This window comes from Paenibacillus sp. FSL H8-0280, from assembly GCF_045040665.1.
Classification (GTDB): domain Bacteria; phylum Bacillota; class Bacilli; order Paenibacillales; family Paenibacillaceae; genus Paenibacillus; species Paenibacillus xylanexedens_A.
Genome location: NZ_CP150296.1, coordinates 1102302 through 1117943, shown reverse-complemented (window position 1 = coordinate 1117943; position 15642 = coordinate 1102302). Strand labels below are relative to the sequence as shown.

Below are 15642 nucleotides of genomic sequence, written 5' to 3'. Positions count from 1 at the left end.
TTTGGGCAAGATACAAACAAATATTACTACATAGTAGTTTTAAATACAAATTACTTATTATCTATCGGTTAATTAACGATGATTCTTTCTCTACACTTCTAATTAAAGAGAGGTGTTCATATGTCCGAACTTTTAGAATTAGTGGGCGCGAGAATAAGAGATCTAAGAAAATCTAGAGATCTGTCTCAAGAAGCATTAGCTGAAAATGCGGGGTTTAATCCAAGTTACATTGGTTTTATTGAACGAGCAGAACGAAATATATCTTTAAAAAATCTTGAAAAGATTGCTGCCGCTTTAGATGTCGGTGTATATGAACTGTTTACATACGTTAAGGAGCGTGAAGATCTCTCGCAGGATGATTCCAATATTACTAAGATCATTTCTCTATTAAGAACCCATGAACCTAAGCACATTTTAATGGTGCTTAATATAATTACTGAGATCTTCGATACTTATGATAAAAACTAAAATAACGAGGAGCACGCCGATCGTACACGACCGGAATGTTACCTCGTTATTTTCATTATTCCTTCATCTTTTATTCACGTAATTACGTACTATATTTACTTTATTATGTAATTTAGACATTGAACATTTGTTCGTCTTACGATAAAATCAATATACATTCTACGTTATTACGTACGTAAAACAGGGGGATGCCTATGAACTTCAGTTATAGTTTTCCAGCGATTCGCGGGATTCAAGCTGGAAGAGATTTTTATACAGTAATGTGCCCATTGAAATTAATACCTCGGATATTCCTTTTTGATGAGGAGGAAATTCCGGCCGACCACCGTGCACAACGTTTAATGAATAAATCAAGAATTCCGGATATTACGAACTATATTCTTGAGAATCCTAAAGATTATATTTTCTCTTCGTTAACTGCATCAGTAAACGGCGAGCTAATTTTCCAGCCACAATCAGAAGAGTTTAAAGATCTTGGTTATTTGAATATTTCTTTAGATGCTCAATTTCTCATTAATGACGGTCAACATAGACGTGCAGCTATTGAAGAAGCTCTCAAAATTTCGCCTGAACTTGGTGACGAAACAATATCAGTAGTATTCTTTCATGACCTTGGACTTCTGCGCTCTCAGCAAATGTTTTCGGATTTGAATCGTCATGCAGTGAATACCACATCTTCAATCGGAATTCTATACGATCACCGTGATCAACTATCTTTGATCACTAAAAGTTTAATTAATGAAATTCCTTTATTGGAGCGATATACGGATCGTGAGAAAGTGTCGTTGTCCAAAAACTCTCCTAAATTGTTTGCTCTGAATCACATTTTCAATACGATCTGTAAACTGTTAGGTAAGCGCAAAGGTGAGTTAATCTCAGAACCGGAGAAAAAATTTGTTTCTGAGTTCTGGGCTCTACTTTGTGTTTCTATATTGGAATGGCAAGATGTACTCAATAAGCGAACCTCGCCAAGAGATCTTCGTATTGGTTCGGTTGTAGCGCATGGTGTATTTCTCGAAGCTATTGGTATAGTTGGGCACTATCTTTATCGTTATCATGCAGATCAATGGGAATTGTACGTAAAAGAACTATCCAAAATCGACTGGAGCCGCGATAATAAAGCGGATTGGTTAGGTCGTGCTTATGGACAAACCGGACGTATTAACAAGACAAATGAGACCATTCAATTGACTGCAAATCTCATAAAATTTAAATTAGGGCTCCCCTTAACAGAAGCCGAGCAGAAAATTGAAAATAAAATAAAAGAAGGTACATCTACTGATGTTTAATATATTTAATACTGGAAGCAAGTTCGTTGAAGCCAAAGAACTAGTCAAAGAAGTCTATTTAGCAGATGAGAAGCCTTGGGTCGTAGGTTTCAGTGGGGGAAAAGACTCAACGGCAGTTGTACAACTAGTCTTTCAAGCCTTATCTGAGCTAGAACCTTCTCTTCTGAAGAAAAAAGTGTACGTCATTTCATCAGATACTCAAGTAGAAACTCCTTTAATTATAGACAAAATCACGCGAACTCTTGGACGCATACAAAATAAAGCACTCGCTGTAGGTTTGCCTATTGAAACACACAAGGTACGTCCAAAAGTTGAGCAAACCTTTTGGGCCTCTATTATTGGAAAAGGTTATCCTACTCCTCGTCAAAAGTTCAGATGGTGTACGGATCGTTTGAAAATCGAGCCTGCTAACCGCTTCATTCTTGATAAAGTAGATCAGTTTGGTGAAGTGGTTATGTTACTAGGAGTTCGAGATTCCGAAAGTTCTACAAGAGCAGGAGTAATGCAGTCTCATACTATAGAAGGTTCAAATTTAATGCGTCACTCTACACTTCGAAACGCATTTGTTTTTGCTCCGATTCGCTCCTACACTCTTGATGATGTATGGGAATTTTTATTGCAGTATGAGTCACCATGGGGCGATGATAATAATGAACTGCTTCAGCTCTATCAAGATTCAAGTAGTGAATGCCCTCTCGTGGTAGACAAAGAGATAAAAGAAAGTGCAGGTTCTTGTGGAAACAGTCGTTTTGGGTGTTGGACATGTACAGTTGTTAATGAAGATAAGGCGTTAAGCGGATTTATTAATAACGGTGTAGATTGGTTACGTCCATTATATGATTTTAGAAATTTCCTTGTTCAAATACGTGAAGACCGTACGAAAAGACAAAAACATCGTATGAATGGCGAAGTCTATCTGACAACAAATTTAGGCGGAATAGATCCTGATGATTTGAGTCATCCGAGAATCTACAAATCTGAAATGAAGCATTATATTGAAGAAAATAAAATTAACCTTGCTTCTGTGGAGGAATTGGATATTTTAATCGTTGATGATGAGAATCCAGATGCTCTTCCTAAACGTTTTGGCGTCGGTCCTTTCACAATGAAAGCTCGGGAAGAAATTCTTCGAAAATTATTACAAACTCAAGAAGAAATTCGCCAAATGCATGACCCTAACGTTGAATTAATCACATTTGAAGAGCTTAAGGCGATTCGGAAATATTGGCATGACGACCTACAGTGGGAAGATCGACTTCCTCTGATCGTCGAAGAAGAAACAGGTATAGTTTACGATTGGCATCAAAATGATCGTCCTGTATTCAAAGAAGACCAAGTTACCGATCTTGAATCTCTTTGTCAAGAAGAAGGAGTCAACCTTAACCTTCTTAAAGAATTAATATCTGTTGAGAAAGAATACTCCGGTGTAAAAGTAAGAAGAGGACTATTCCAGGCATTTGATAAAACACTCAGACAAGATTTCTTACATTTATAAAGGTGGATAAATAATCAATGCACATTCAAAAACTGGCTCTCCGAAATATAGGTGCTTACTATGGAGAGCTCAATAAATTTGATTTCCGTACAAAGACTAACCGTAACGTAATACTACTTGGTGGGAAAAATGGTGCTGGTAAAACGACAATACTAGAATCTTTAAGAATCGTTTTATTTGGCTCTATGGCATATGGTTTTGTTACTGAGAATGAACCCTATTATCGTAAAATTAGAACATTACTGAATCGTAAAGCAATTAATGAGAATGTGACTGACGCATTTCAGATTACTCTTGATTACAGTTCCACTGAGGATTTCGAATTACATGAATATTCATTAGTAAGAAGCTGGCGAATAAAAAATGATCGTATTCGTGAGAGTTTTGCAGTTAAACGTGATAATCAATTCTTATCTGCTCAACAAACTTCTGATTTCCAAAGTCGATTACGTGAAGAAATGCCTCCAAAATTATTTGAACTTTGCCTTTTTGATGGTGAGGATATTTCGCGTATTGTTTCTGAAGAAAAAATTCCAGAGTACTTGAAAGAGTCAGGTAAGATTCTATTTAATCTGGATCTATTCGTAAATTTGGAAAAGGATTTGAACACATACCGAATACAATATGCTCAGCAAAATGCCAGTGCAGCAGAAGAAGTTGCTCAGTATGAAAAACTCGAGATGGAGATTGATCAACTCAAAGCAACAATCGACGAAAAACAACAGCTTACAGTGCTGCATGAAGAAGAGATAAACAATCTGAATGATGCTATTAAACAAGATAAAAAGGATTTCGAAATTCACGGTGGCTTACTTCAGGAAAAAAGACAAGAAATTGTTTCTAGAATAAACGTTATTGAGAACAAACGCAAAACGAATTCAGAACATGTACGGCATTTCGTCTCATCTCTTCTTCCCTTCTTTATAGCGAGGAAACAACTCAGACAAGTATATCATCAGCTAAATGGAGAAAAACAATTTGAGTCATACGATTATGTTGCAAACTCACTAGTAGAAGAAAAGCTAGCTTCTCTTCTTAATAATGTACTTGGGCCAAGCAAAGAGGTTGATGAACGTGAAGTAACATCTGTATTTGAAGGTCTACTGAATTTAATAAAACCCGATCAAACCAAATTAATTCATCGTGCATCGTTTGAGCAGCGTAGCGAGATTCATAATTTGAATAAACAAATTCAAGCACTTAATGTAACCGAATATGTTAGCCGTTTTGATGAAAATGCTATCTTGTTAAAAGAATCTCAAGAATTAAGGACTCAATTAGAAACGAATGATCAAGCCAGCGAATTCAAAGAACTTCTGGAACGAATTGAACAGAAAACAAAACAAGCTGAGCAACACAATATGATGATGGAACAAATTGAATTTGAAATTCAAGCCCTGTCTGAAAGCTTGCATGCTAAAATACTGCAAAAAGAAAAAGTAGAAGACAAGATTCGAGAATATCATAAATCTGAAAAGTCATATGAAATGACTGAGAAATTACTAAAAGTTAGTCAACGTTTTAGAGAACGCCAATGGCGTAAAAAACTTGATGACGTTGCTAATGAAACTGTGCGTATGATTGACGTACTCTTCCGTAAGAAAGATTTCATAAAACGAATTCATATTGATCACACGACTTTCGAATTAAAGCTATATAACTTGATGAACCAAGAAATTTCAAAAGAACGTCTTTCTGCTGGTGAAAAAGAAATGCTGATGTTAACAGTAATACTAGCTATGTTTAAAGTGTCAGGTTGGAAACTGCCGTTTGTATTCGACACCCTCATGGGAAGACTTGACCAGGACCACAAAAAGTCTCTTATTCAACATTTTATACCGCGTTGTGGAGAACAAGTCCTTATGTTCACAACAGATTCTGAAATCACTTCAGAACAGTTTCATGTGATTGAAGAAATTACGGCTCGTTGTTACACGCTAGAATATGATGCCTCTCAAGAGAGTGCAGTAATTGTGAAAAACCGCTACTTTGATATCGTTAGAGAGGCGGGACAAAATTCATGAATTTTACATTAAAAACATCCAAATATGCTAAAGAGACACTAACACAACTTCATGCCTCAACCGGTATTACTCCCAACATTTTGATCCGGTATGCAGTTGCTCTATCTCTGAGAAATAATGATTCAAGTAATCCAATTGTACCTATTACAAAGGATTTTACAGATGGGCTTGTATTGAATCGGAGCACAGTTACAGGAGAGTTTGATTACGCCTTTCGTGCAATGGTTACACAAGCCGCTGGTTGCGAATTAACAGATGAAGAATTCTTTCCTTCTTATTTTAACGCTCATCTGGAACGCGGCATACGCGCTTTGGCTTCAGAGTATAAAAGCGCAGGAAATTACGAAAAATTCATTCGTAATTTGTTAATCTAACGAAAGTAGTGATCCCAATGTTATATCTGGATAATAGCGCCACAACTAAGATCCATCCTGAGGTTTTGGAAGCAATGCTTCCCTATCTTCAAGAGGAATATGGTAATCCATCCAGTAAGTTTTATTCTCTGGCAGAGAACGCTAAAAAAGCTGTAGCTAAATCTCGCCAACAAGTCGCTCAACTATTAGGATGTGATCCAGACGAGGTTGTATTTACAAGTGGAGCTACCGAGAGCAATAATATGATTATTAAAGGCGTTGCTGACTACTACGGTCATAGACAGAACGCATCCAATTATTTGTTGACTTCTGCTGCCGAGCATCCATCTGTTCTCGAAACAGTTCAATTCTTGGGTGATCGTGGTTTCAGTACGAAATTCCTTGGTGTCGATTCTTTTGCAAGAGTAACTATTGAAAATGTCACAGAAGCAGTTACCCAGATCCAACCTCTGCTCACTTCATTTATGTGGGGAAATAATGAGATTGGCTCACTGAATCCTATTGGTGAACTTTCCAAATTATACGCAGCCAACGGGTTATTCTTTCATACTGATGCAACTCAAATTATCGGAAAAGTACCCGTTGATTTGCGGAAACACAAAGGAATTCGTTTCCTTTCGATGTCAGCACATAAAATAGGCGGCCCCAAAGGCATCGGAGCCGCCATCATACGGAAACAATCGAAAGAGATTTTCACTCGCCTAACCCCCCTCCTTCACGGAGGAGGACAGGAAAACAATTATCGAAGTGGAACTCTCGCTGTACACAATATTGTTGGATTGGGCAAAGCTGCTGAGCTTGCATCACAGAAGCTAGAGGAAAATGTTCAGCGTCTAACTCAGTTGGAAAATTATCTTGTCGATATTCTTAAGACAAATTTAGGTAACAAGATTACTTTCAATAGCGACACACAAGATAAAATTCCAGGATTAATTAGCCTTCAATTTATCGGTGTAAATAATGAGCTACTGCTAAAAAAATTATCCAGCTTCATTGCACTTTCATCTGGTTCAGCATGTAGTTCAAGTAAACCAAGTCATGTTCTAAGCGCGGCGAGGAAATCGTTAGAGGAGGTTAGACAGACCATTAGAATCACGTTAAGCGCTGATGTAAGTGAATCTGATTTGGATTTGTTTAGAGAGATTAACTAATAAAAACAAAATAAGTGGGATTTAATTCTAACCCAAATTTCGAAAACAGACGTTGACAAATCAGCTATAGGACTTTACATTACTGAGTTTCTTGCTAAAAACAACGTGCACCAAATTGGTGGAAGAAAAAGCACTTGTATTCCTTGACATGTCTGATTTAATCAATTCATTTTTTGAAATTCAGGTTTAATTAAATAGGGACCAACCTAAAAGAAGGTCCCTACAATAAATTCAAAATCTGTTATTTAATTTTGAATATTTCATTATAAGCTAGCGAAGCAAGCGATAACGATCTATCTCTTATATCTTTTACATTCCAATCAGTTCTTCCATCGTAATCATTAACAAACTCATTAACAACTTTAAAATTGGAAAGTTTATAAATGTTCACCTTATCAAAGTAAGCTTTTGTTCCACATCTTGTATTAAGCTCTTGGGAAAGTGGTAATAGATTACCTATAGAGTAGGCTTCTTCAACCTTTTTAGATTGATGCAGTATGTGCTCAATACTAATGTTAGTTATATCCAACTCATTACTCTTTCTGTAGTATCTTTCCATTTTCTTAAAGAAATATTGAATAACTTTTTTTTCTTTAGTATAGGAATCTGAAAAACGCAACTTATTTACAAATTGTTGTTGAAATTCGTCATAGGTTGGTTTTTTTTCATAAAGATCATTGATTAATTCTTTTATCACCTTATTACTTTCCTGTTTATTCTTTACTTTCCTAAAATCTCTAGCAAATCTAGAATATTTACTTTCTAAACCTGAAGCACTCGACGAACAAATTGTTGAAAAAACAAAGTGAAACTCCTCAATTGCTCTAAAAGCCCTTTTAATAGAATCTAATGAGACCCTCCCATCTTTCTTTCCTTCTAACAAAGATAAAAGTAAAGGTCGAGGGGAAATCACCCTCATAACACTTAAAGCTTGCAAAGATTGATAAATTTCTAAATCCTGTTGTTGTTTCCAATCATCTGTAGTTGGTGAGGTTATTAATTTATATTGTTCTGATTCATCCACTAACTGGTCTAAAAATAACTTCATATTTTTTTTATTATCTTTTGAGACATGTTTAGTGAAGGACTGATAGATTTTAGCTTCAGTTGTATGTTCATACTTTGAAATCCAGAAATGCCTCATAAAAATTTTAATATCAATTTGATTCTCTCTTTCTTGTAAATTCTTCAAGAGAGTTTTCCACTGATTCTTTGCATAATCTATTGGATGTTGATCCTTAAGTACTTTAAATATTTGATTTTTAATCAAATCAGCCATTGAAAGATCAAGGCCTTTTGCATTTAATGTTTCAAAAATATTATAAGCCTCATCTTCATTCGGCTCTGTTATATAAATGGTTTTAAAAGCAAGTACTTGGTCTCTAATTGCCGTAACACATCTAATATGATTTTCTTTTGTTTTGTCATTTCCACAATTAGTATAATGATTCATTTCTTCAATTAAATCTTGCTGTTTTAATTTTTTTTTGAAAAAATTATATGCAAATGCTAAGTTTTTTTCCTCAGCTTTTTTCGGAATTAAATCTTCTTTTTTTTCATACTGAATAGCTTGTTTAATAAAATCAGAAGAAGCTTTATTCTCAAGTCTAAAATATGAATCGTCATCAGGAGTTTTTCCCTCAATAAAATTATAGCAACCATTCGCTTTTTTTTCTTCATCTAAATCTTTATATGTTTGAACAAGTGCGCTAAATAAAATTGTAATTGAAGTCAATCTTTGTTGCCCATCTACAACCTGTAGATTGGAAGAACTCTGATCACCGACCATAACTAAAGAGCCGACAAAGTAATTTCTTGTAACAAATCTATCATCTAAATATTGAATATTTGTTAATATATCTTTCCATAGTTCAGTAAGCTCATCAATCGTCCATGAATATTCTCTTTGAAACCTTGGTATAATATATTTTTTATCAGATGTGAATATTTCTTTTATCGTTTTTTGTTCTGAATGAAAGTCCATTTATAACCCTCCGCCAAATTTTATGCTTTATGTCAAATACAAAACAAGGAATTAATTGAATTTATTAAGGCTTAACCTATACAATCAGTGCTTGACAAATTGTATCCAACGAAATTTAGTTGTCTGAGCATCTACACAACCTAATTTCCACAATAAACAGTGCAGCATAAGTGTTTTATTAAGTCAAGCACTGATTACTGTTTATAGCCTTTATTAATACAACATTTTTAACTAACCGTGACAAACGAATCTGTAATTAATTTAACTCCCAAAATGCCTTATCCCTCATCAAAATCGGCTGTCTTGAACCAGCCTTCACAATACTAAAGTGCTTCTGTAACAACTTGATCCGATTCATAATGTTTTCTTCCTCAGACTTACTCTGTGTGCTAAATACCATTCGAATCTCCTTCGCAGACATTTCAGAGACGTTATGCACAATCCAGGTCAGAATATAATTCGCATAATCATTATCCGATGTTGAGAAGTGGCTTAAGAACTGTGTTGATAAAATCGTTCCTACCCCAAATTCACGTCCTTCTTTCAGGATTTTCTTAATGGAAGTGAAATCTTTGCTGAGGAAATTATCTGCCTCATCAACTAAGATCATACGTGTAATTTCGCGATAGGCTCCATCAATTGCGCTGTGTCCAAACATTTGCATCTGACTGTAGAAGACATCCAACGTAATGGAAACTACCAGGTTCTGAATGCTCTCACTGTAGCCAGACAAGTTAATTACGGTGATCCCATCAATCATATCGAAAAGAGAGATCGTTTGAGACGAGTCAGTTTCAAACACTTCGTTTTCATATAACTCTTTAAGTACTGCATAGAGAGAATCAACTTTTGTATTTTCTTTACCAACGTATAGTTCATATACATCACTCATCGTAGGAGCAGGTAAATCCCAGGTTGAAGAATCTCCCTTTATAATTCCCTTTTTAGAATAAGCTTCCATCATCAAGTCCTTCAAAGTATTCGCTTGAACTTGCCCAAGACTGAAAGACCGTACAATCGTATCTGTTAGTGAGTTACTTGTGTGAAGGGGCAACAAGGGTTTAAATGCTTCCGCCTTATACAAAGACAACGGATTGAATGGTAAATGATATAAATTATAGACCTTCGCATTTGTTTTTTCTGTAAAATCAGGTTTAATATAATCACCTTTATAATCGAAGATCAATATGCCTATTGGTGTTTGATTAACATTATCGTAGCTGTTACGACTCAACTGAGTAATTAATGATTTTGTAAATTGTGTTTTCCCGGTTCCCATCGTTCCAATGATTCCTGTATTGGTGTGCATAATCTGATCAGTTGAAGTAGGGAACCATTTCACCTCTTCATTGGAAGATGCATGATGTCCAAATAGAACTTCTAATGGTTTCACGGGTTCTTTAGAGACTACAGAACTGTGAGAATCTTCAGCAGATTCTAATTCAACTGGTGTGTCATCAGCTATGTTCGTGGTAGCTGCTACTTCATCTAGTCCTGCATCATATTGTTCACGAGTTTCAGTAACAAGCAAGACTTGGTCTTCAATCTGAGTCCTCTCATCTTGTTTGGAAGAATCATATAAATTACTGAGCAATTGCTCAGGAGACAAGTCCCCCTTACTGCTCTGGATATACTCCTTCATCTCCTCGACACTCTTGAGTATGAATTCATATCCACTCTTCTCAGGGTAATCAAAGATCATAACATTGTCGTTCATTTTAATATCTGTAAACACGACATCTTTTTTAAAGGAAATCACAGCACCTTGACCAATGTGTTGATCCAACGTATTTACAATCTTGTATTTATCATTAAGAAGACGCTCGCGAACATCATGTTCTGTAATCCGATTCCACGTTTGTTCAGGCCAAACTGAATAGAGCTTCATTTTTTCCGCACTTGCAATCGCTAATTGCATGAAGAAATTTCGATAAAGTACCGATTGGAAACTCTTCTCGTCACCTGTTAAGAACTCCATTAATAACTGTTTCGTTTCCTTGACTTGGTTCATAGCTTTCTCTTGCACTTTGGCACCATTATGGCCTATTTTGACCTCGATTGGGTAAAAGTGAACCAATACTTCTTCTTCGTGCGGCTCAATTCCGATCAATAACAAGTCATCGCTATAAGATCCGAATCTTCCCAGTTTTCTTGCAGAAAATAAACCTTCCGATTGTCGAAGACCCGTTCCACCCGAAATTCTAAGGATTTCTTCCATTGAAATGGGAATCCATATAATGTTGCTATGTGCATACACAGCAAGAGATAATTTTACCGCAGAAAGAATACTAATCTTTTCTTTGGGAAAATAGTTTTTCTGTGCCAACAGACGAAGCAACCAATTCCCGTTAATGGCATTAAAAAAATTAATGATTGGAGGTAACATCTGGTCCTCAACATAAATTGTCTGCTGACCCAGAAATTCTTTGATCAGACGCTGGTATTGTTTAGAACGTCTGGTGACTGTAATTGCATCAAAACCACTGGATGTTGTGAATTGGTCACTGTAGTGAATAACCAGCAAATCTTTTTGAGCGTCACTATTCTTAAAGAAACTTAGATCCACTTTAGGCTCTATGAAGGTAACCCAATGAGCAGAGTCGTACACCTGATCTAGCTGTTGTTTGTGATCTGCCGAGATCGCTGTAACAATATTAATATCCTCTTGGTAATTATCCAGAGTTCGTGCTACTCTCAATAAGGAATTCAATTTAGGTACCATTTTCAATAGCGGTACGTCTTGTGTCGGATAATATCTGGTTCCAAATCCCGTTTTATAATCTTCGTTGATGAAAACGGAAGGAATACCTGATACCAGTCCAAATAACGATACTCCTGTAATCATTTCAGAAGCATTACTTGTAGCAATCTGCTCAATTTTATTCATTTGATAAAATGTAACATGACTGTATTCATAACTCGTTGTATCCACATTTTTAGAGTAGAATCTCACCTTGTCTCTAAAAACATTTAACAATTCTTCCGGATGATATCCTTCCAGCTCCAATTTAAGATTGAAATGTTTAGCGATCTCTTCAGCATCTGAATAATATGACATCTCCTCGAATGCATTATTGATTCCTTTTTCAGCATAAATGTGAATTTCAATCGGCAGGAGTTTCCCTTTTTCCAAGTTATCTTTTAGTTGCTTCTTGTAATATTCAAAAAGACCTTGCAGAATTTCTTGACAGTCTCCCATATTAATCGTGTTGATTTTAAGTGGCGCTCGACGATCCAATTCAAAAAGATATCCAAAGTGGCCCGTAAATTCTTCGATTTTTTCTTGCACCAATTTATTCACAAATATCTTGGAAGATTCAAATCTTGGCAAGCTTTGATCCATGTAAGAAGCCCACTCATACGAATCCATCATCTCAATTGCTTTGTACAGTTTGGAATTGAAATTGACGTAAGGCAATAAATTAGTTGGTCTCATTGAATGCAATAATTCATCACTGATCGGCTCGTCACCCACCAATTGATTTAACTGTAGTTGGTAAGCCAAATGAAGAGGGTGCAACGGCGTGAACAACCATTCTGGATTCACATGTTCTTTCCGAATCGTTCCAATCAAAGCAAGATCCCTTTGAGTCTGGTTAAGCGACTGGCCATTTTGTAACTGCTCAAGCTCCTGTATATATGCTTCAATATAGTTACTGGCTAATGCAGTATAATCCTCATCAAAATATGCTAAGCTAGGGAGCAAATCATTCGTTCTGAAATATCGGAGAAGATCACAATATGCTTCTTTTAAAGGTTCCGAAACCGAAATAGACTCTGGAACAATTTTGCCTAAGTTATCTTCATAAAAATACAGATGATTGGTCTCTAAAAGCTTACGTTCTCGCTCTAAATTACGTTTAAACTCCCCTTGAGCAAAAGTCTCCCTTGTTCCTTGAACAATTTTCATCTTTTCATTCTCAATTCGGAATTTGAAATGTTCCTCCTTCTCGCGTTTCAACTTCCAGACACTGAACCCTCCAATAGGAACAGGACGTTCAACTAAATCTTGTACAGCAAATGGAATACTTGTATGAGGAAGCTGGATGTTAAAATAAATCATTTCTTCATCACTATTATTTTCATCATTGCGAGAAACAACTAACTCTTGGTCTTCCGTGACGTCAAAGGTACTTTGAGATTCGGTCAAATTAACCTTAATGATCTCAGCAGCATCCTTATTGAAGAACCAATGCTCTGCATCCGAGTTAATCAATAGGGATGACCCTTTTGATTTAGATTTTGATAAGTTGATTGCATAAGATGTTTGGATCGTTTGGAGAAGCTTAGGTTGTGTCTCAACAACCGTAATTTTAAATTCATATGCTGGAGATACCTCTGTCTTGTATTTCACACCGTAAAATGTAGTCTGTCCGATTTCATGTTTCAGGTGTAAACGGATCTTTTTACCTGCTTGTTCTCCTTGTATCGCATGTTTGATTTTATTTTCAGTGATATACTGATTTTTAATAAAATCATTAAATGTAAACTCTAAAGTAATATTCTCTATTGGATCAGGATTGAATACGATAATGTTTCTTTTACGTTGTCTACTCTTCGTCTCGCCATCGGCTCTCTCCCAATACTCTAACCCTTCCAAAGTCAATTTCTTACTAGCCTCTACATATTCCAGGCCTTTTCCTTCTAATTTCTTCTGATTCGATCTTCGTACTGAACCAAAATCAACATCTTGCCACGTTTCAGCTTCTGTCAATACCTTAATTCCCTGATCATCAAAATGGCGCTCCAGGCTGATCTCAGCAGAACCATACTGGTGAGCTATCTCGACTGCACCATATAACAAATGATTTTCCTTCAGTCTTTCTTTTATTTCCTTAGGTGTTCTAGGCGTGTTAAAAAGTTCAGCATCATAAAAAAGTCCGAAATTTTTATATTCATCCATTTCCAGTTTTTCATTGTTCAGTACAGTAAGTATATTTTCATAATCGAATAAAGCAACTTTCTCATGAAGCCCCTGCTGTGCTTTCATGGACTCTATCGAAAAGTTAAGAATTTGCTTCTCTTCTGATGATAGATTAGATTGCTTCATCATTTCTTGTAGATCTTTTTCAATAGAATTGATATGGAAAGGCATACCTTCTTTTGCAAACGAGGTCATTCCCTGAACCAAACTATCTAAGTTCGAATTATGAATTAAGAGCATAGCAAGATTTTCGAATCGCTCTTCTTGTGTGCCAACTTTATTTCGTAATGTTGTCAGAAAGTCCGGGGTAGTTTCCTCCATATTGGATGCGATCAACACCTTAGTTTGATCATAATCTAAAGTGTGAGATTCATAATCTCCATCCTCTGTTGACATGGAGAACGAGCTAACTCGATGTATACTCTTAATTTCATTTACTAGATTCACTACTTGTTCTTCACGCTCAAATTGAATATGATATTTTTCCCCCGGTTGAATGTTCACTCCACTCAAAAATCGATCTATAAGGTGAGCAAGATAACTATAAAAATGCTTTGACATAAATAGCATCCCCACTATCGCTTTTTTTCTCTAACAGATTTAACTTTTCAAAGTATTCAATGATTGCAACCTCTGTATCTCGGTCATAAATCATGCCTCTTACTTCAAATTCCTCAAATAGTTTTTTCATCCTTATTTTTGGTTCGTCTTTAATGATAACTTTCGTAAGGAATAACAAATAATCCGTATCTAAAATCAACATTTTCCCAGATCTCCCCCTAGATTTAAGGAATGTTTTCTGACAAAAATGTACAAACCACGTTCTGTATCCATTATATGATTTTGATCTATATGAGTTATTAAACTGATGATCTATCATGTGGAAAAGTAGTGTCAATTTATTCAACAACGGAATTTCATATTGTTCAGGATGCATATTCATTTGAGACCATTTCACATCTGAAATTCCTGCACGATATTGTTCAATTACTGTATCTACGATCTCTTCTAATTCAAGATTTTTCTCATATGAATGGTTGCGAATCAATTCCGCAATCTCATCATAGGAAAGATAACGTCCTACTTCCTCCATTGACACATTAAGCATTTTCAGAAAATTCACATGAGTGAACATCCGATTAATGGATCTCTCGATGTTCTTCCATCCATATTCATAACTGATTCTCGTCTTTGACAACCGTTCTTCCTCTTCAAATGTAAAGTAGACAGGCGTTATGCCCTGCTCATATTTAGCAAAAAGAGTTTCGTTTTTTCGTGATATTTGAGTCATATAAAAAAAGTAATAATACGATAATAATTTTTCTAATTGTTGTGTAAATAAGTCCTGTTTCGTTGAAAGCCATTCAAAATCAGAAGCAAATAATGACGATATTTCAGGCAACAACACATCGTATTTTTTGGATTGGCCCTGTGAATCTTGTAATTCTGGTAAAGCATTAAAAATTAAAGAACTCATCAGATCTTCTGTATGACGTTCTGTTTTGTTAATTTCCCACGGTTCTTTCCCATTCCATAAAACCATGTAAAGAAATTCGGCCAATTTTTTATTTTCGTTTTCTACAGTGTTGATATAGTAAAGCGTTTGAGGGTGGAATAAAAAAAGCTGGTTATTCTCATCAATGAACAATGTTTTAATCATCTGTTTAAATTCGCTCTTTTGATTTACATGTTTAAACTCAATAGAATCAAGCACCTGTTCAACTAACTGATCTGGATTAGCCTCTGAAGATATTTTCTTTTGCCCCACCAGACGTAAAAATTCACCTATAACTTCTCTAAAGTTAAACTGAGTGTCTTTAAACTTCGTATTGTAAGGTAAGAGTTCGACAGACATCTTAGGGTTATGTCTAATAGAGGAATCAAATTTAAACTTGTCTTTGATCTCCTGCAGATCTATCTTATATTCCATTTT

At 35.7% G+C, this 15642-nt stretch carries 9 protein-coding genes; 6 read left to right on the top strand and 3 right to left on the bottom strand.

What is annotated here, in order from left to right:
* The first annotated feature begins 120 nt into the window (after positions 1 to 120).
* From MHI12_RS04960 to MHI12_RS04935, 6 genes are all read left to right on the top strand, one after another.
* Positions 121 to 468, top strand: coding sequence for a helix-turn-helix domain-containing protein (locus tag MHI12_RS04960; protein WP_076332993.1), 348 nt, complete (start codon positions 121 to 123; stop codon positions 466 to 468).
* Between the two features lie 194 nt (positions 469 to 662).
* Entirely contained in the window at positions 663 to 1757 is a 1095-nt protein-coding gene (gene dndB / locus MHI12_RS04955) for a DNA sulfur modification protein DndB (RefSeq protein ID WP_338020314.1), read from the top strand.
* Positions 1750 to 3252, top strand: a complete 1503-nt coding sequence (gene dndC / locus MHI12_RS04950; RefSeq protein ID WP_127547359.1) for a DNA phosphorothioation system sulfurtransferase DndC — start codon at positions 1750 to 1752, stop codon at positions 3250 to 3252. Before dndB ends, dndC begins: the two co-directional genes overlap by 8 nt.
* A gap of 17 nt (positions 3253 to 3269) precedes the next feature.
* Complete coding sequence (dndD, locus tag MHI12_RS04945; protein ID WP_405171725.1) at positions 3270 to 5276, top strand: DNA sulfur modification protein DndD; 2007 nt, start codon at positions 3270 to 3272, stop codon at positions 5274 to 5276.
* A complete protein-coding gene (locus tag MHI12_RS04940) occupies positions 5273 to 5650 on the top strand; it encodes a DndE family protein (protein WP_339189575.1) in 378 nt (125 codons plus the stop codon). Before dndD ends, MHI12_RS04940 begins: the two co-directional genes overlap by 4 nt.
* A 17-nt stretch (positions 5651 to 5667) precedes the next feature.
* The gene (locus MHI12_RS04935; RefSeq protein ID WP_405171724.1) at positions 5668 to 6801 is read left to right on the top strand and encodes a cysteine desulfurase family protein; all 1134 of its coding nucleotides are present in this window, start codon (positions 5668 to 5670) and stop codon (positions 6799 to 6801) included.
* Between the two features lie 241 nt (positions 6802 to 7042).
* Here MHI12_RS04935 and MHI12_RS04930 read toward each other — a convergent pair whose 3' ends face one another.
* The 3 genes from MHI12_RS04930 to dptG form a co-directional block, all read right to left on the bottom strand.
* A complete protein-coding gene (locus tag MHI12_RS04930; protein WP_405171723.1) occupies positions 7043 to 8785 on the bottom strand; it encodes a DUF262 domain-containing protein in 1743 nt (580 codons plus the stop codon).
* Positions 8786 to 9041: 256 nt separating this feature from the next.
* Positions 9042 to 14270, bottom strand: a complete 5229-nt coding sequence (dptH, locus tag MHI12_RS04925) for a DNA phosphorothioation-dependent restriction protein DptH (protein ID WP_405171722.1) — start codon at positions 14268 to 14270, stop codon at positions 9042 to 9044.
* A complete protein-coding gene (gene dptG, locus MHI12_RS04920; RefSeq protein ID WP_339189582.1) occupies positions 14251 to 15639 on the bottom strand; it encodes a DNA phosphorothioation-dependent restriction protein DptG in 1389 nt (462 codons plus the stop codon). The genes dptH and dptG overlap by 20 nt, the downstream gene beginning before the upstream one ends.
* Positions 15640 to 15642: the final 3 nt, after the last annotated feature.